The organism is Peribacillus sp. TH16 (genome assembly GCF_016651095.1).
In the GTDB taxonomy this organism is placed as follows: Bacteria; Bacillota; Bacilli; order Bacillales; family DSM-1321; genus Peribacillus; species Peribacillus butanolivorans.
Map to the genome: position 1 here is coordinate 1,857,307 of NZ_JAEKEM010000002.1, position 16,334 is coordinate 1,873,640.

Below are 16,334 nucleotides of genomic sequence, written 5' to 3' on the forward strand. Positions count from 1 at the left end.
TCTATGCAACAATGTTCTCAATCCAATAATCTAATTCTATTAAATCTATTCCTCGATCGTTCGCAATTTCATATATACATTCCATAAGACTTGAACCATACCCCTTATTCCTCTTTGTTCCTACTATGCTAATCTGGTGTATATATTCTCTATCTCTATCCAAGCATAGCCAAGAGCTTCTTCGTTATCTTCTAACAAAAGGAAAATGAAACTTTCGTTAATAACCAGACTTTTGAAAACTTCCTTCACATTTTTCCTTAAAGTATTTAGGATATAAATTTGAATGTAAATCGTGCACATATTTATTTAATTTAGCGACCAAATTGAAATTCCTGATTTGACTAATTTTCATAACAAATCCCTCATCTATCTTTCACTAATTTTAGGGAATTTTTCAATATTCCCCTTATTGAACTATCCTGCCCCGATAGTTCAATAAGAAAAAGGCTGCCGAAGCCCCCCCTTGTTATAGAACTAACGCACCCGATAGTTGAACAAGACTTCTCTTTTTTATTTTTGAACTGTTCACTTCCCAATTCCATTATTCTCTACCCGAGGTACAAAAAATCCCCAATTATACTTAGGTAAATTTTTTTATTAGGAGATTTCCTTATCATCATCGAAAACAATTTCTATTATGGCAAGTAGCAATGCAATAATAATCTCTGTTTTCAAGGAAAGTGTAATACTTTTCATAAACTCATCCACTGCGAACAGGACTAGCCAGTTCGATGTGCCTTCAAAACTGATTCGGATAAAAAACACCTTTATTTTCCCTGTTATATTTCGGACAGACAGCTTGAAAATTGCTTTGGAAAACAATTCGACAATGATGCCTAAAATAAAGAAACTGACAACAAAAACAATCAATGACCAGATAGATTCATATTGAACGCCGAGCAGTTCAAAAACCCCTGCCAGTCCAAAGAAATAAAGCCCCAATACAAAGCCCACTACCAGGATAATGAGAAATGCTAATCCGGTAACTGTTGCCATCTTTTCTTTTAAATTCATATCACGAAATGAATCATTTTTATTTTCTGGCATATGTCTGTTTCTCCTCTGTTAGATCTCTTTACTTCTGAAACTCTAACTTATTTTACCGATAACTAATCTTTTTAGAAATATCTCGTACCGTTCGACTACACCACGCTTATTGAACTAACCTGCCCCGATAGTTGCATAAGAATAAGCTGTCTTAAAGACAGCTCCGATCTTCAGCTAACGCACCCGTTAGTTCTATAACATATTGTTGAGTTGACACAAACTGTGCAGCAAATTGTTTTATTTTTAAAGCTCCAACTTATTGAAAGTGGCCTTTTGTAAATTATAATTTTTCTTGAGTAATTCAACAATCCTAACTAAAAAAGAAATAATTATAGATAACAACAAAAGAAAAATACATGAGAATGAAATCATTACATCTTCAAAGACAGGAAGTAATGCCAATAACAAGATAAAGCAGCCAATAAATATTAATAAAGAAATCGAAATATATTTCGCCATAAAAATCCTCCTGGTAGTATTAGTACCATTTTTTAATAATTTTATAGGAATACTCTATTAATATCAAAAATGTCACAGTCCGAAGACACTACGCTTGTTGAACTAAACTGCCCCGTTAGCTGCATATAAAAAGACTGTCACATGACAGTCCTGCAATTCTTCTATTGCACCTGATAGTTTAAGTGTTTTTTTTAAAACTTAGATATTCTTCATAAAGCATACTCATAATAATTTCGTCAGAATATTGATCCTTCACAAATAGAGATTGCCTTAATATTCCTTCTCTCTTAAACCCAGATTTCTCGTAAGATTTCATTCCACGCATATTATGTGAAAAAACCTGTAACTCTAATCGATTTAGTTTAAGCTGTTCAAATGTGAATTTTTGTGCAAGACTAGTCGCTTCAGTACCATACCCTTTCCCAAAATACTCTTTATTATGTATAGCTATTCGGAACATAGCTTTATTATTTTCTAAATCTATTTCTGTAATAGATAAATCACCAATAATTTTATTGGTATCTATTAGACAAATAGCAAAGTCATTTCGTGTAGAATCTTTACTAAATTGTTTCAAATCTATTCCTATTTCTTCTTTAGTTAATCGCTTTTTAGTACCAGTCATATATAGGATCTCTTCATCCTGAAAACACATATGAATACTCTCTATATCTTTTTCGTTAATTGGTCGTAAGTATACAGAATTTCCTTTAATCATAAAAACTCCCTCAATTGTTATTTATGTATTTGTTTAAAATATATATCTTTACCTTCTATTTTACATACAGCTCCTAAAGATTTGATATATCTAAAACAGTTAAGAAAAGTTCTATACATAACATAAAGCATTACTAAATTTCTTATCTCCTATATTTTCTCATAATTCTTATTGAACTAATCTGCCCCTTTACTTCAATAAAAGACCAGGAAATGATTTCTGGTCTTTTTTCGTTTAATCCTCATCACTTGTAATCGGAACTTTATTGTACGGATAATCAGAAAAATTCGAAACGAAGTCAAAACCTATTCCGTCATGGCCTACCCAAAGATAATATCTATCTTTTGATGTCGTTTTTGTATAATCCAAAATAAATCTCGCTAAACCAATGTCACTCGTAAAATCCATTTCTATTGTTTTCTCAGTAGAAAACAAAATACTATCATTGTTAAAAGCGTCCAAATAGGCTTTAGGAAAATAATTGACTAGCTCTTCAATATTATTTATTTCTACTAAATGATGATAATTTCTAGGCGCAACTTTCGATGTTTTTGCTCCTTTCGATATATTAATTTCCTTCGAACCACTAATTCCATGCAAATAAATCGGATACTTATTTATTTTTTTAAAAATTCTTTTAAGCTTTGGCTATAACTCGTAGTTAAATCCTCTTCAACTGAATCAATAAAAAAATAAAAATTAATCATCCCTCTCTTCCCAGATTTAAAAATATATGAAAAACCGTCTCCAACTAAAAAATCATTTAATGATATTTCCATTATCATACCACCTTATGTAGCTTTGAAATAAAGATTGATCAAAAGGTCCTCTTGAACCCCCATATTAGCGTAAATAAAAAGATTCCATTTTGAAAAAAGATTGTTCAAAATGGATTCTTTTCTTGTGATTTAGTATACAGTTTTTATCAAATAGTTTAATTATTTTTAGTGATCCTTAATGAACTAACGCACCCGTTAGTTCTATATGAAATACGGTATGTAAAAAAAGAAAATAAATAAAGAGATAACAATATTCATATACCCCCAAAATCCTTTTCTGTCTTTTTGAAGTTCGACAAATCCTGACACCAACATAAATGCCCCAAGGAAAAACATATAATACGGCAATAACTCAAAGGTTTGAGTTATTAGACTATAACCTGATAGAACAATAACCACTATCGCTAAAATAATTCTAACCATTTTCAAAAATATATTTCCCCCTAAAAATTAAGTTCAGCACTATTTCTTTTTAATCATACCATTTAACACCTTTTCATTTGTATGAAAAATGGAAATTACTTCTTTCACTAAACTGCCCCTTTAGTTGAAGAAGAAAAAAGAGCCGTCTGAACAGCTCCATAATCTTAAACTCAAGCACCCGTTAGTTAATAAAGTTTATATTCGTCTCCTTTATTGATTTTTTATTACTTCGTCTACATAGTTTAAAAGAGTTTTATATTTAGACTCTCCATTAAGATATTGTATAGCTTCATAAATCGGACATATCACTTTGTCTAATTTTTTTGAGTAAAGAACACTTTCGCTTTCTACACTCACCATATAGTTATCTAAATGAATCGTATTTTCTTGGATAGACTTAAACTCAAACCAATTATATTGCCCGTTTGTATGGTTTTTAATAACTTCTCCTAGATAGACTCCGATTCGTACGGGAAAATTATCTGGATGTTCTTTTAAAAGCTGCTGTCCAAAGTCTGTATGCATTAACCTATCAGCATACTCATCAACCAAGCGAACACTTTCTATTGAAAGATTCAAATTATCTTTTGTAAGGTTTGCTTGGTCCCATTTTTCAGATGATACATCTTCATATAACAATTCCGCCATAAACTTTATGTCATTTTTAATTAATTTTCTCTTTTTAAAAAACATCTATCGCTCCTCTTTCTACAAACCGTATTTAGAATACAGCTTATTCAACTAAACTGCCCCTTTAGTTCTATAAGAAAAAACCAAAATCAGTAATGATTTCGGTTTTTCATGTTTATAAACGGTTTAACTTTTCCGATTGAATGTTGTCAGGCAAGGATTTTCTACTATTGCTGTACTAATTCTTAACATGTTTTCTATATTTTCAGCTGTACTCCACAATAACAAAGGGATAATTTTTAAAAATAGAAAACCTTCTTATAAGTACTATCGTCTATATATCTAGGGAAGGAAGTGTGAACTGTTTTGGAGGAGTTTGTGTTTAAATGGTCTCAAATGAAAGATGACGAATCCTTACTGGATGAAATCATGTCCCTTTATGGCCAGGATATTCTGCAATTGGTCTATTCCTATGTAAAAGATGTAGTTGTGGCAGAGGACCTGACACAGGAGATTTTCATCAAATGCTATAAGGCGCTGCCCACGTATAACCAACAATCAAATATAAGGACGTGGCTTTGGAGAATTGCTATTAACCATTGTAAGGATTATAGGAAAAGCTGGTACTTCCGAAAAGTTTCGACTGCAGAAGAGGAGCAGGAATGGACTTCTACCGATAATGTGGAAGAAGAGATCATTCAGCAGGATGAAGACAGGCAGCTTGCTGGTGCAGTCATGGAACTGCCAATCCAGTATCGCGAGCTCATTTATCTCCATTATTTTCAGGAAATGAAGCTCAAGGAGATTTCTGAAATTACCGGGGTCAAACTTGGAACGGTGAAGACCCGGATGCGCCAGGCGAAAAGAAGGTTAAAAACCTATTGGGAGGAATCCACCGATGGAAGATAAATTAACACGCTTGAAATCGGCTATGAAAAAGCATACATTTCTTGATTTGAAATTCACGGAAAACCATAGAAACTCCATCCATACTGCTATCGAAAAGCAGGATGTAAGTAGGGAAGACATCTTAATTGGTATTTTCAGATCATTGGATAAGGAGAAAAGTGGTTATCAAATTAATGAATCTCTTTACCAGAAAGGCATCCGGAAATTTGAAAATAACGAAGGCTCCTTGTATGCTGCCTTGCATGAGCTTGAGAAGGAAGGCTGGCTCCAGTCTTTTTGGGAAACTGAAGAAAGGAAGCTCTATTCCTTGGATGAACGTGCGAAAAAGTGGCTAAAGAAAAAGGAATCTAAAAGTGGTTCCGCCTCTGCTAGTTGGCGGACAGCGTTTGAAGGAGGAAGAACCGATTGAGAAGCAATCATTTTTTAGATGAGGTTTCGTCGTATATCCGATCAAAAGAAGCAAAAAAATATATAGAAGCTGAATTAAAAGCCCATTTGCATCAAGCTAAAACTGAACTGGTCAAAAAAGGATATAAAGAGGAAGAAGCAGAGGAACTGGCTGTCCGGAATATGGGAAGCCCCTCTGACATTGGGCAGAAGATGGACAAGCTGCACAGGCCGAAGATTGATTGGAAGCTAATGAGTATGTTTCTGTTCATGTCAGCTGCGGGCCTGTTTTTGTTTTGGTTCTTATTTAAGGATGGTAATTCATTTTCAGTGCTGAAGCAGGCATATTCTGTCACAGGAAGTGTAATTTTGGCCTGTGTCCTTCTTTTTTTCGATTATCGGAAATTTCAGAGATGGGGCTGGGTTTTCTTTACGATGGGATGTCTGATTCTTGTTCAGTTCCAATTTTCCAATGTATTAGTAAACGGCAATCCTCGAATTAATATTATGGGTTTATTGTCGGTCGATTCTATTGTGGTTCTGCCACTTTTTCTGCTTGCCTGGGCCGGAATGCTGCAATCAAAAAAGATGAATGTTTATTTGGCTGCCATTTTATACGTTTGTTCTGCCTTCTTGTTTCTGAATACAGCCAACGAGCAGGCGGTGGCGATTTATTCATTGATGGTTGCTGTAATGGTCTGGAGGAGTAGCCTAAATAAAAGGAAAATCCTTATCACTGCAGCAGTCCTACTTACTACATGTGTTTCACTTCTGCTTATATCCTTGAAAGATATAAGGGCCTATCAATTAGAAAGACTTTATGCGTTTGTTACGCCTGAAAAATTCAGTGAGACCTCGGGGTATATGCCTTTGAAACTAGAAAAGCTAATTGAGGATGCCGGATGGATTGGCCATTTTGGTTCCCTCGGAGCGATTGATTTTTCTAATGAAATGATGACGGATTTTATCTTTGTAACAATTACCTATACGCTTGGCTGGGCCGGGGCATTGCTCATTGGTCTGCTGTTTTTATGGATGATCTGGCGAATTTCCCGTATATTCCAAACTGTGAAAGACCCATTTGGGAAAATGCTTGTTTCCGGCAGTTTTGCCATATTCACTGCACAGGTTACTGTCAGCATCGGAATGTCTCTCGGCTTATTACCACTAATAAGTCTATCCCTGCCATTTATGAGTTATGGTGCTTTATCAGCGATGATTAACGCCTTCTTGTTTGGTCTGGTTTTAAGTGTGTATCACAAAAAAAATATTATGCTGATGAAGAAAATATGAGAGTATGGTATTGTAGCTCATACTCTCTTTTCTGAAGAAACTAGGAATGGGGAAAGGCATGAAGCTTTGAAAGATGCAATTAATCATGAGGATAATTATCAGGTGGAAAATTCCCTAAAAGTTGAATATATAGGAACTGATAAATGATCAGTAAGTCGATTTATCAAAATATAGAACTAATTAAGATCTATGTGTATTTTTGGAATCAAGATTGATCAAAATTTTCTCCTGAACCCCCATATTAGCGTAAATAAAAAGAATCCATTTTGAAAAAAGATTGATCGAGATGGATTCTTTTCTTGTGATTCAGTATACAGTTATTATAAAATAGTTTGATTATTTTTAGTAATCCATAATGAACTAACGCACCTGTTTGTTTAAGTGTATTTATTCACAATTAAAAAGTTGGTAAAACAAGAAACGAAGTTCTTAATATTATTAAAAACTCCGTCTATTATGTAAAAATTTATTTGATTCTTTAGTATCTCTTTTAAATTTCCTATATTCCCAAAAGAACCTTATTAAATATGCGATTATTACACCAACAGGACCTCCCCAGGATGCGGGTCCATTAATAAGTATATAACTTGAAATCCATCCTAAAATCATTACGAATGCAAAAATAATTAAATCTATTTTTTTCTTTTTTAAAAATGCCTTAAAATACACTGTTTTCACCTACCAATAAGTATTGATTCTATATTAATTGTTTTAATATTTTTATTTCACTAACCTGCCCCTTTAGTTCAATAAGAAAAAGGCTGCCGAAGCAACCCCTGTTATAGAACTAACGCACCTGTTAGTTCCATAAGAATATCTTTTAAAAGTAGTCGGGAATATCAAAAGATATGGAGTCAATATCATTTTCTTTTGAATAATACATACAAATACTATCCTTATATTTTTGCTTAGAAGAAGGTATTTCAATAAAATTAAATCTTCTATAAAAGTCTGACCCAATATCGCTATATAAGAAAAAATTATTACAATCTATATTTTGCTCTAATTTGTTTATCACTTCTTCAATTAATATAGAAGCATACCCTTTTTGTCTTAAATGTAAAGGAGTAGCAATTGACCCAATCCCTCTAACAAGTAAGTCTTCTGTAAGATTTAGTTCATATACTATTAGGGAACTTAATAACTCTTTTGTATCAGTTTCCTCCAGAACATACCATTTCCCCTTTTTGTACTTACTGGAACCCTGACACATCGTTACATATTCTTGAGAAAGCATTCTGTCTCCCCAAACATCATAGCCCATCATATAAACTACTTTCATATCCTTGTCTGTTGCTTCTCTAATTTTTTTCAATATATCTCTCCTTATGACTGTATTTTCTTATTGATTCACTTCGCCTTTCAAAGTTTAAGTCCTTTTTTTATTGAGCTAACCTGCCCCGATAGTGCCATAAGAAAAAAGCAGCCTCAGCAACCTGCCTTATTGAAGTAAAGCACCTGTGTTAGCTCATTAAGAAAACCTATCAAAAAAGATAGTTCATTTGATTTTATAATTGCTTACAAGCGTATAGTCTAGCTCTTTCCAAGATAGTAATGTATATGGCGTATTAGGCTCTTGAATTGTTTGAACATTTTCAGCAATTAATGTTACTTTTTCTTTTGGATAATCTTTCTTTCTTTCTTTGTGGAAAAATTGCCAGTTTTATTAATTTTCCGTTTTCCCAAGGTTCTCTTAATAAAGACAGTGCTTCTATTTCATTTTTATCAAATGAAGGTTCGTCGCCTATCCAGTCGCAAATTTCAAACAATGGATATTTACTACCATCCCATTCTCCTTCAATTCCTAACACTTTTAAAATAATATATTTTCCTGATTGGAGACGATAACTAATTACATCTTTGGCTCTTAAACTTGTTTGTGGAATAAACCTTTTGGAAACCTTTTTTGGTAAAGGTTGTGGCGAAATTAGTTGTTCTTTTAGTTTTAATAAAACTCTTTCCCTTTTCTTTATAAGGGAAGGTTCATCATCCCAGCGTTTTAAGTCACTACCATTATCTATTATTTCTACTGCTTTTTTTTTCACATTTTCCTCAAGCCTACCCAATTTCCATTGAATAGCTGCTAATGAAAGCCAAAACACGGTAGTATCTTCTTCATCAAACTCTTCGGCTTTTAAAGATTGCTCAACTAAAATCTTTGTCGCCTCTTCAGAAGAATATCCCTCTGCGATTAAATCCTTATAATGTAACTGAACATCTTCAGCTACATCATCTGAAAAAATTGCCGTACCCCAGGCTGCCATAATATCCCCTCCAAACCTATAACATTAATTAAATAATTCTATTCCAACTATTTTATTCCTTCTTCAACTATCCTGCCCCGTTTGTTGCATAAAGAAAAAGCTGCCTTAAAGACAGCTCCGATCTTCAGCTAACGCACCCGTTAGCTGAATAACTAAAACTAGTGAATCTTAATTTTTGTTCTTTAAAAACATCATTTCAAAGACGAAAGCAATTGCGCATAACCCCATTACTGAATCAATTATATTTTGAACTAACATTGAATCAATTTTTAGAATATGAGTGATAATATCAGTAAATAAAATAAGAAAGAAAAACAACCGCACTATTTTTTGCTTTTTTGAAAGATTGGAAACAGGTTCAAAAAAAGTATTTAACTTCATAAAAATTCTCCAATTTCCCTTTTAATTATATATTTCATTATACCTAAAATATGGTGATAATCTGTCTTTTTTTGACCAATTATTGGTGTTTCCTCATCAACTAACCTCGCTCCGTTTGTGCCATAAGAAAAAGGCTGCCTCAGCAACCTTCCTTATTGAAGTAAAGCACCCGTTAGTTCTATAAGCTCTAAATAAACTTTTATTAAAGTCCACCATCTAAACCGTCAATTTTTACTCCTCTACTCCAATCACGATCGATTTTTAATTCATTATTTGTGGTGGATATGGTTAGTTCTCCTACTTTCTCATAAATTTTAGATGAGTTCTCGTCATAAACTTTAAATTTCGTTGTATATAAGTAATCTATTGTGCCATCATCATTTTTGCTTTGTTCTTCAAGTTTCACATCTTGTACTTCAATACTTTTATTAATTTGTTTGGATACCAATTCTGGTATTTGAAATTTACGGTTAGCGATTTCTGCATTATATTGTTCTTCTGTTAAATAAACTTTAATTTTTTCTGCGATTTCATCAAAAGTTGGAGGATTGGATGAATCTTTAATGGTATATAGTTCTGTACTATAGTCTTTAAATAATTTTTCTGCCTTTTCTATATTGACCACTTTTTCCTCTTTAACAGGTTTCCCCTCTTTTTCCACACCGTTTTCTTTGACCACATCCTTGTTACAAGCAACTACACCAATAAACAATACAAACAAAAAAAATAAACTAAAAATTTTCTTTATGATAGCCACCTCATTTCCTTCAAATGTTCCTACACTCAACATCTTCTATACAAATTGTGCATTATCCTTGTTCAACTATCCTGCCCCTTTAGCTCCATAAGAAAAGGGCTGCCATAGCAACCCTATTCCCTAATTTTTGCATATAACGTGGAACGAGGGACACCTGTAGTTTTTACAATGTCATTTACACTCATTCCATTTGTTTTACGTTCATGAAAGAGCTTGATAGCTCGTTTTATTGTTTTTTCATCTTGCCCTGGTCTCCCCATATGTTTTCCTTGCCTTTTTGCTCTCTCCCGACCTTCTGTCGTTCTTTCAACAATAAGATCACGTTCAAATTGTGCGAAAGAACCTAAAATATTAAAAAGAAGTGTTTGTAAGCTATTTGCCTCGTTTGAACCATCAAACTTCATATCTTCTTTTACAAATCTTACATTCACGCCTTTTTCTGCTAATTCATGAACGATCTTATTTAAGTCCATAATGGAACGAGCCAAACGATCTATTTTAGTTACTACTAATGTATCTCCTTCTCGTGCAAATTCAATAGCTTCATAAAGTTGGGCTCTTTGTTTTGTACTTGTTCCGGTTACTTTTTCAACAAAAAGCTTTTTACACCCTTCATTTTCCAAAATTTCCTTTTGTGTTTCTAAATCTTGGCCAGTAGTTGAAACCCTCGCATAACCAATTAACAATATGTATCATCCTCTGTCTATAAGTCTTAAATCTTTTACACATTTAATTATAGACTAACTTTTAGACAGGAAACAAGAAAATAATTAACAAATAATATGTTTGATTTTAAGAGTGTCTTAAAGTTTTGAGTTTTGGAACAAATTCTATTAAAAATAAAATTTTATTTATGGAATACAATAAAAGATAGCAAGTGTGTGTTTTTATTAATTTTGTTCAGCAATCGGGCCTTTTCTTGAATTAGAGAAGGGATTATTCGTAAGTAAATCGAAGTTAAATCAGAAGATGTTATATAGTTTATGGTAACTAGAAATGTAGATGGTCTACAGGTTTAGTTTACATAAAGGTTTTTTGTAAATGAAGAGAATTATATTATTAGGAGGAGATTGAATTGAAGTTATTACAAATCAGACTGTTGGTTAAGGATTTTAAAAAAAGCTCCAATTTTTACAAAGATATATTAGGACTTTCAATAAGTTGGTACGAGGAAGAAATGGAATATGCACTTTTCAATAATGGAGAAACGAAAATCGAGCTTTTATCCCGAAAAGCCATGGCAGAAGTGGTCGGAGAGGAAAATAAATTTTTAGAAGGGGAATCTCAATCAAAATTTTTACTTCAATTTGAAGTAGAAGATGTTGATAAGACTTATAACCGTTTAAGAGAAAATGGGATTGAATTTATTACTAAACCACACGATCGTAAAGAATGGAGATCACGTATTGCACATTTTCGAGACCCAGATAGGAACCTTATTGAAATATATAAAATGCTGTAATTGATTAGGATTTTTTCAACACAAATAACTCCGCTTCAATTTATTCGAACGGAGTTATTTGTGTTAACTGAAAATGCACCGTATTCAAAACGAATTACTAGAATAATTTTATACAAAAAAAGGAGGAATTAACGTGAAAATAAAAATTGAAGAATTTGAACTTCCTCATATAGATTCAGGTCCTTATTGAATTACTAGGGGAAAAGATGGTGCCCTATGGTTTACACAACATAAAGCGAATCAAATAGGTCGAATGACTGTTGATGGTAAAGTGACTCATATTGATCTTCCTACTTTCAATGCAGGTGTGCTATCTATCACTTCTACAGATCAGGGTGATATATGGTTTACTGAAAATAGGACAAATAAAATTGGTAAACTAACAGTAACAGGTGAAATTACTGAATATACGCTACCAAACAGCGATTCAGGACCTTTTGGAATCACGCAAGGACATAATGGAGACATTTGGTTTACAGAAATGAACGGAAATAGAATAGGAAGAATCTTATCATCAGGTGAAATTATTGAGTATAGTTTGCCTGTTCCTGATTCTTATCCCTCTTTTATTGTAGCTGGATCTGATTATGCTCTATGGTTTACTCAGAATCAGAGTAATCAAATAGGTCGGATTACGATAGACGGGGAAGTGACTACATATAAGTTACCCACAAAACAGGCTGGTCCTGTGGGAATTACAAATGGACCGGATGGTGCACTTTGGTTTGTAGAAATTAACGGAAATAAAATTGGAAGAATTACTACTTCTGGAATAATAAGTGAGTTTACCATTCCTACTCCGAATGCTCGTCCACACGCAATTGTAACCGGCCCTGATCGTGCTTTATGGTTCACTGAATGGGGAAGTAATCAAATAGGTCGGATTACAATAAACGGTGAAATTACGGAATATCCTATTCCTACGAAAAATGCGGAGCCACATGGTATGGTAGTAGGACCTGACAAGGCCTTGTGGTTCGCTGAGGAATGCAATAAGTTAGGCCGGTTAAGCTTTGGATAAAAACTTTGAAAGGTAGTGACTACCTATGGAATCAAATAAGCAGCATGGACCGAATCCTACAGATAAATATCCGATTAAAGGAAATAATATTTTACAATTTATTAAAAATACAATTACTAGACCAAATATTATTGCAGGTGAATATTCTTATTACGATGCAAAAAATGGAGAATCCTTTGAAGATCAAGTGTTGTATCATTACGAATTTTTTGGTGATCGACTTGTTATAGGGAAATTTTGTGCCATAGCACCCGGTGTAACGTTTATTATGAATGGAGCTAATCATAGGATGGATGGCTTCTCCACTTATCCGTTCAATATTTTTGGACAAGGTTGGGAGAAATACACACCAGCGCTAGATCAATTGCCGTTTAAAGGGGACACGATAATTGGAAATGACGTCTGGATTGGGATGGATACGGTCATTATGCCTGGAATCAACATAGGTGATGGTGCTATTATAGCAGCAAAATCAGTTATTACTAAAGATGTAGAACCATATACAATTGTTGGAGGAAATCCTGCAAAGAAAATTAAAACCCGTTTCTCAGCAGAAATCATTAGCAAATTGCTAGAAATAAAATGGTGGGATTTAGATATTGAAGTTATTTCTGATCATATTGGTTTGATAGTAAATGGAGATATAGATAATCTAGAAAACCTGAAAAATAAAATATGACAAATTAACAACTGCCTATAGCACTCGTTATGGTAACAAAAAAGGTTAGGTACTTTTTTAGATATCCAACCTTTTTTGCCGATAAGACACTTTATGAAAGTTCTGCAATAAACACCAGTTGAATTAAATTAATCGATCTAGGAGGATTATCATGGTCTATGTCGCACTGCTTAGGGGAATCAATGTTGGTGGGAAAAATAAAATTGACATGAAGTTGCTTAAAAAAATTTTTGAACGAGTAGGTATGAGCTCTGTAGTTACATATATCAATTCAGGTAATATTATTTTCACAGTGAATGGCCAATCAAAAACAACAATATCCCATATTTTAGAAGAGGCTATACATACAAACTTCGGATTACAAATCAAAGTTTTAGTCCGTAGTTTTGATGATTTAAAAAAAGTCATACACTCCCTTCCAGAGTCATGGACGAACGACCAACAAATGAGAAGCGATGTGCTGTTTTTATGGGACGAAATTGATGATGAGTCAGTGCTTAATAAGCTGGTCATCAAACCAGAAATTGATACGGTAAAATACGTTCCTGGAGCCATTCTATGGTCGGGTGAAAAAAAGAATATTAGCAAATCCGGTATGACTAAACTCGTTGATTCAAAGCCATATCAACAAATAACAATTAGGAATGTAAATACAACTCGCAAAATATACGAACTTATGCAAGCAGCAGAGGCGTGAATTACATGATACTAGCAAGAACTATTTTCCGGAAATCGGAAAATATCTGACAGATTAGAGCCAGAACCCTGTCACTGGGCCTACTAGGCGAATCCGAGTAGTTCTATAAATGATTGGATGTACATAATTAAGAAACCCAGCTAATCTTCTCATGTGAAGGTAGCTGGGTTTTATAGTTGGATGTGCAAATTAACACTTAAAATATACGTAAATATCGATCAACTTGACATCCTTAACGTAGGAAACTTCGGCTTTCTTTATGTCGAAATTTGCTTAGCGTATGTTTTCCGCGTTTTGTTGGTGGGACCCCCGTAAGAAAAAAGGTTGCCGCAGCAACCTTCCTTATTGAAATAAAGCACCTGTTAGTTCAAAACATATTCCATTCTATTTTGGGCAAAGTAACTGTGGTGAATTACCAACCAAACAAACATCGAAACAATGGTCAGTTCAAGTAGCCGAAGCTGAACAAGGTAAGGGATTAGGAAAGCCCGAAAAGGGAAAATTTCATACTTACTCTTTAGAGGTTGATAACATTGGTAAGAATGTATTGTCTGCGGAAATTTATATGTTTAGCAATGAACCTAATTCTACGACGAAGTTTGCACTTTTTGGTTGTCCTGGTGAAGAGGATTGCAATAAAGACCACTTTGAAGAAGCGATTTCTTTAGCAAAACAAATGAATGATGGATATCCTTATAAATTTAGCAATTTCATTTTGGCTGAAAAAGCAACGGAATTGGAAGTGGAAATCGTTTGGACTCAAAAGGGTAGCGAAGGCAGACCTTTAAAAGAAACATTTACATTCACTGCTGAATAACAAGAAAACAAAAAGGCCGAAATAATCGGTCTTTTTGTTGAACTAACGCACCCGTTAGTTTAAGTACATTTCTTCACAAACTTATATTAGTTCACAACTAAGATTTAAGAACATAATTAATAAATTCTGTTTTTGCTTTAGTGTACGCTTCACGATCATTGCTATATTTTTTTGCTAAATTTCTTTTAAGAATAGCGTATTCATCAATAAACTGCTGATTAGTCCGTAATAAATCACGAAAAAGTAGCTGATTATCCCACCGTTCTTCTCCCTCAAGTAAAATATGTAAATGTACTACTCGTTTGTCGTTAATTACTTTCACAAAAAACCTTTGCCAAGGTCGATTGTCTAAGTTAGGTGGTACATAATTCCAGTCGTGATTAGCTAACAATGAAGATATTTCTTTTATTTTTTGAAATGAATCAATTTTAGCCATTAAATCAATGATTGGTTTAGCTGGTAAATTTGGAATAGATGTACTTCCATAATGTTGAATTTCCGTTATGCCGAAAGTTGAAAGAAGATTAAGAAGAAGTGCTTTTTCCTGATTACCTTTTTCTACCCACTTGGGATTTGGTTCGACAATGTCTATTGTCTCATTAGCCCAAACGGGCCATGTGCTTTCATCATGAATATCTTTCATTTTACTCTCCCTCAAGATTTTAATTTTTTCAGATTCAGAAAAATCTTTGTACCTGCATTCTTTTACAAACCTGCGCTGCCTTAAAGAAAGCTCCGATCTTCAGCTAACGCACCCGTTAGCGAAATAAGAACTTTTTACCTTCTAACGAATAATGAGTATTCTATTGGATTTTCGAATCCTAATCTTTCAGCCAGCTTTATCGACGCAAAATTGTTAACATCACAATCCCAGTTGGGTTTCAAATTTCTTTCAATACAATGTTCAATGAATATTTCTGCAACATTTTGAGCTAAGCCCATTCCTCTATACTTATTTTGAGTTGCAATATCAATTTCAGCAAATTGTAATGAACTAAATATAGATGTACACTCACTTACAACGGTATCATTATGTACCAAACAATACCCAAAACCATTCTCAAGAAAATTTGATACTGAACCCCAATATTCATTATAATAAGATTCATTAAATTCTAGACTATCAGTAATTATTTTTTCATCTATTCTCTTTACTTTAAAATCTTTAGGGAGTTTTTCTTTTTTTATTGTTGAGTATGTATCCTTATTAAAATGAAAAGAATATCTATGCATTTGTCTTAACTCTTTTTCAAACAACTTATTTATAACTTGATCCCATTCTTTTGATGGAGAAAACAAAGTGAATCGCTTTTTATCATTTTTTCTGCTTCTATAAATTTCTAAAAATATGCTGTCAAAACCATTGTTCATTTCGTCTCCACCAATAACAAAAATACCTGAATCAGTTCCAATTAAAACTGTTTTCTTCAATTCATCCATATAGACCTGTCCAGGAATATAATTATTTAATACAGAGTAAGCAAATGTAGGATAAGTTTCTTTATCCTTATTTTCCAGTAAATTCATGGCCTTTTTAAATTCATTATTCATACACTGGTTCCCCCTTTGTTTTTTGATTATTCATCATACATGTCGTACTTTCCTTCTTCC

The 16,334-nt window shown here is 33.4% G+C and carries 22 protein-coding genes; 8 read left to right on the forward strand and 14 right to left on the reverse strand.

All coding sequences use genetic code 11. The features are described from left to right. Position 1: 1 nt before the first annotated feature. From JFV29_RS30965 to JFV29_RS08965, 8 genes are all read right to left on the reverse strand, one after another. Positions 2–163 carry a GNAT family N-acetyltransferase gene (locus JFV29_RS30965; protein ID WP_242486097.1) on the reverse strand — a complete coding sequence of 54 codons (162 nt, stop codon included), beginning with the start codon at positions 161–163 and terminating at the stop codon, positions 2–4. A gap of 434 nt (positions 164–597) precedes the next feature. Beyond that, positions 598–1,047 (reverse strand): YrvL family regulatory protein, encoded by a 450-nt coding sequence (locus JFV29_RS08935; protein WP_201182623.1) that lies wholly within the window; start codon positions 1,045–1,047, stop codon positions 598–600. Between the two features lie 243 nt (positions 1,048–1,290). Continuing rightward, positions 1,291–1,506, reverse strand: a complete 216-nt coding sequence (locus JFV29_RS08940; RefSeq protein WP_201182625.1) for a hypothetical protein — start codon at positions 1,504–1,506, stop codon at positions 1,291–1,293. Between the two features lie 178 nt (positions 1,507–1,684). Further along, positions 1,685–2,224 (reverse strand): GNAT family N-acetyltransferase, encoded by a 540-nt coding sequence (locus tag JFV29_RS08945; protein ID WP_201182627.1) that lies wholly within the window; start codon positions 2,222–2,224, stop codon positions 1,685–1,687. Positions 2,225–2,458: 234 nt separating this feature from the next. Beyond that, positions 2,459–2,824, reverse strand: coding sequence for a hypothetical protein (locus JFV29_RS08950; RefSeq protein WP_201182629.1), 366 nt, complete (start codon positions 2,822–2,824; stop codon positions 2,459–2,461). A gap of 17 nt (positions 2,825–2,841) precedes the next feature. Beyond that, a complete protein-coding gene (locus JFV29_RS08955) occupies positions 2,842–3,003 on the reverse strand; it encodes a hypothetical protein (RefSeq protein ID WP_201182631.1) in 162 nt (53 codons plus the stop codon). Positions 3,004–3,204: 201 nt separating this feature from the next. Next, positions 3,205–3,426, reverse strand: coding sequence for a DUF3953 domain-containing protein (locus JFV29_RS08960; protein WP_201183480.1), 222 nt, complete (start codon positions 3,424–3,426; stop codon positions 3,205–3,207). Positions 3,427–3,636: 210 nt separating this feature from the next. Beyond that, the gene (locus JFV29_RS08965; protein ID WP_201182633.1) at positions 3,637–4,119 is read right to left on the reverse strand and encodes a hypothetical protein; all 483 of its coding nucleotides are present in this window, start codon (positions 4,117–4,119) and stop codon (positions 3,637–3,639) included. Positions 4,120–4,422: 303 nt separating this feature from the next. Between JFV29_RS08965 and JFV29_RS08970 the strand changes: the two genes are divergently transcribed. From JFV29_RS08970 to JFV29_RS08980, 3 genes are read left to right on the forward strand one after another with little or no spacing between them, the layout of a single operon-like run. Next, the gene (locus tag JFV29_RS08970) at positions 4,423–4,965 is read left to right on the forward strand and encodes a sigma-70 family RNA polymerase sigma factor (RefSeq protein ID WP_274606916.1); all 543 of its coding nucleotides are present in this window, start codon (positions 4,423–4,425) and stop codon (positions 4,963–4,965) included. Then, positions 4,955–5,374, forward strand: coding sequence for a PadR family transcriptional regulator (locus JFV29_RS08975; protein WP_201182635.1), 420 nt, complete (start codon positions 4,955–4,957; stop codon positions 5,372–5,374). The genes JFV29_RS08970 and JFV29_RS08975 overlap by 11 nt, the downstream gene beginning before the upstream one ends. After that, positions 5,371–6,645 carry an FtsW/RodA/SpoVE family cell cycle protein gene (locus JFV29_RS08980; protein ID WP_201182637.1) on the forward strand — a complete coding sequence of 425 codons (1,275 nt, stop codon included), beginning with the start codon at positions 5,371–5,373 and terminating at the stop codon, positions 6,643–6,645. The genes JFV29_RS08975 and JFV29_RS08980 overlap by 4 nt, the downstream gene beginning before the upstream one ends. An 820-nt stretch (positions 6,646–7,465) precedes the next feature. Here the strand turns inward: JFV29_RS08980 and JFV29_RS08985 are convergent. From JFV29_RS08985 to JFV29_RS09000, 4 genes are all read right to left on the reverse strand, one after another. Further along, the gene (locus tag JFV29_RS08985) at positions 7,466–7,960 is read right to left on the reverse strand and encodes a GNAT family N-acetyltransferase (protein ID WP_201182639.1); all 495 of its coding nucleotides are present in this window, start codon (positions 7,958–7,960) and stop codon (positions 7,466–7,468) included. A gap of 280 nt (positions 7,961–8,240) precedes the next feature. Beyond that, positions 8,241–8,909, reverse strand: a complete 669-nt coding sequence (locus tag JFV29_RS08990) for a hypothetical protein (protein WP_242486805.1) — start codon at positions 8,907–8,909, stop codon at positions 8,241–8,243. Between the two features lie 583 nt (positions 8,910–9,492). After that, complete coding sequence (locus JFV29_RS08995) at positions 9,493–10,077, reverse strand: hypothetical protein (RefSeq protein WP_201182641.1); 585 nt, start codon at positions 10,075–10,077, stop codon at positions 9,493–9,495. A gap of 83 nt (positions 10,078–10,160) precedes the next feature. Further along, the gene (locus JFV29_RS09000; protein ID WP_201183484.1) at positions 10,161–10,736 is read right to left on the reverse strand and encodes a recombinase family protein; all 576 of its coding nucleotides are present in this window, start codon (positions 10,734–10,736) and stop codon (positions 10,161–10,163) included. A gap of 386 nt (positions 10,737–11,122) precedes the next feature. Here JFV29_RS09000 and JFV29_RS09005 point away from each other — a divergent pair, with 386 nt between their 5' ends. From JFV29_RS09005 to JFV29_RS09025, 5 genes are all read left to right on the forward strand, one after another. Beyond that, positions 11,123–11,509, forward strand: a complete 387-nt coding sequence (locus JFV29_RS09005; protein WP_201182643.1) for a VOC family protein — start codon at positions 11,123–11,125, stop codon at positions 11,507–11,509. A 190-nt stretch (positions 11,510–11,699) separates the two neighbouring features. Further along, entirely contained in the window at positions 11,700–12,530 is an 831-nt protein-coding gene (locus JFV29_RS09010; protein ID WP_342366543.1) for a Vgb family protein, read from the forward strand. A 25-nt stretch (positions 12,531–12,555) separates the two neighbouring features. Beyond that, positions 12,556–13,209, forward strand: a complete 654-nt coding sequence (locus JFV29_RS09015) for a Vat family streptogramin A O-acetyltransferase (protein ID WP_201182645.1) — start codon at positions 12,556–12,558, stop codon at positions 13,207–13,209. Positions 13,210–13,360: 151 nt separating this feature from the next. Next, positions 13,361–13,906 carry a DUF1697 domain-containing protein gene (locus JFV29_RS09020; protein WP_201182647.1) on the forward strand — a complete coding sequence of 182 codons (546 nt, stop codon included), beginning with the start codon at positions 13,361–13,363 and terminating at the stop codon, positions 13,904–13,906. Positions 13,907–14,471: 565 nt separating this feature from the next. Then, complete coding sequence (locus JFV29_RS09025; protein WP_201182649.1) at positions 14,472–14,723, forward strand: hypothetical protein; 252 nt, start codon at positions 14,472–14,474, stop codon at positions 14,721–14,723. Positions 14,724–14,820: 97 nt separating this feature from the next. Here JFV29_RS09025 and JFV29_RS09030 read toward each other — a convergent pair whose 3' ends face one another. Further along, a complete protein-coding gene (locus JFV29_RS09030) occupies positions 14,821–15,366 on the reverse strand; it encodes a GrpB family protein (RefSeq protein WP_201182651.1) in 546 nt (181 codons plus the stop codon). A 134-nt stretch (positions 15,367–15,500) separates the two neighbouring features. Further along, complete coding sequence (locus JFV29_RS09035; protein ID WP_201182653.1) at positions 15,501–16,274, reverse strand: GNAT family N-acetyltransferase; 774 nt, start codon at positions 16,272–16,274, stop codon at positions 15,501–15,503. Between the last annotated feature and the right edge of the window lie 60 nt (positions 16,275–16,334).

Coding starts and splice junctions, on each gene's coding strand:
- JFV29_RS08935 (WP_201182623.1), bottom strand. CDS start 1,047: ATGCCAGAAAATAAAAATGATTCATTTCGTGATATGAATTTAAAAGAA.
- JFV29_RS08940 (WP_201182625.1), bottom strand. CDS start 1,506: ATGGCGAAATATATTTCGATTTCTTTATTAATATTTATTGGCTGCTTT.
- JFV29_RS08945 (WP_201182627.1), bottom strand. CDS start 2,224: ATGATTAAAGGAAATTCTGTATACTTACGACCAATTAACGAAAAAGAT.
- JFV29_RS08955 (WP_201182631.1), bottom strand. CDS start 3,003: ATGGAAATATCATTAAATGATTTTTTAGTTGGAGACGGTTTTTCATAT.
- JFV29_RS08960 (WP_201183480.1), bottom strand. CDS start 3,426: ATGGTTAGAATTATTTTAGCGATAGTGGTTATTGTTCTATCAGGTTAT.
- JFV29_RS08965 (WP_201182633.1), bottom strand. CDS start 4,119: ATGTTTTTTAAAAAGAGAAAATTAATTAAAAATGACATAAAGTTTATG.
- JFV29_RS08975 (WP_201182635.1), top strand. CDS start 4,955: ATGGAAGATAAATTAACACGCTTGAAATCGGCTATGAAAAAGCATACA.
- JFV29_RS08990 (WP_242486805.1), bottom strand. CDS start 8,909: ATGGCAGCCTGGGGTACGGCAATTTTTTCAGATGATGTAGCTGAAGAT.
- JFV29_RS09015 (WP_201182645.1), top strand. CDS start 12,556: ATGGAATCAAATAAGCAGCATGGACCGAATCCTACAGATAAATATCCG.
- JFV29_RS09020 (WP_201182647.1), top strand. CDS start 13,361: ATGGTCTATGTCGCACTGCTTAGGGGAATCAATGTTGGTGGGAAAAAT.
- JFV29_RS09025 (WP_201182649.1), top strand. CDS start 14,472: ATGTTTAGCAATGAACCTAATTCTACGACGAAGTTTGCACTTTTTGGT.
- JFV29_RS09030 (WP_201182651.1), bottom strand. CDS start 15,366: ATGAAAGATATTCATGATGAAAGCACATGGCCCGTTTGGGCTAATGAG.
- JFV29_RS09035 (WP_201182653.1), bottom strand. CDS start 16,274: ATGAATAATGAATTTAAAAAGGCCATGAATTTACTGGAAAATAAGGAT.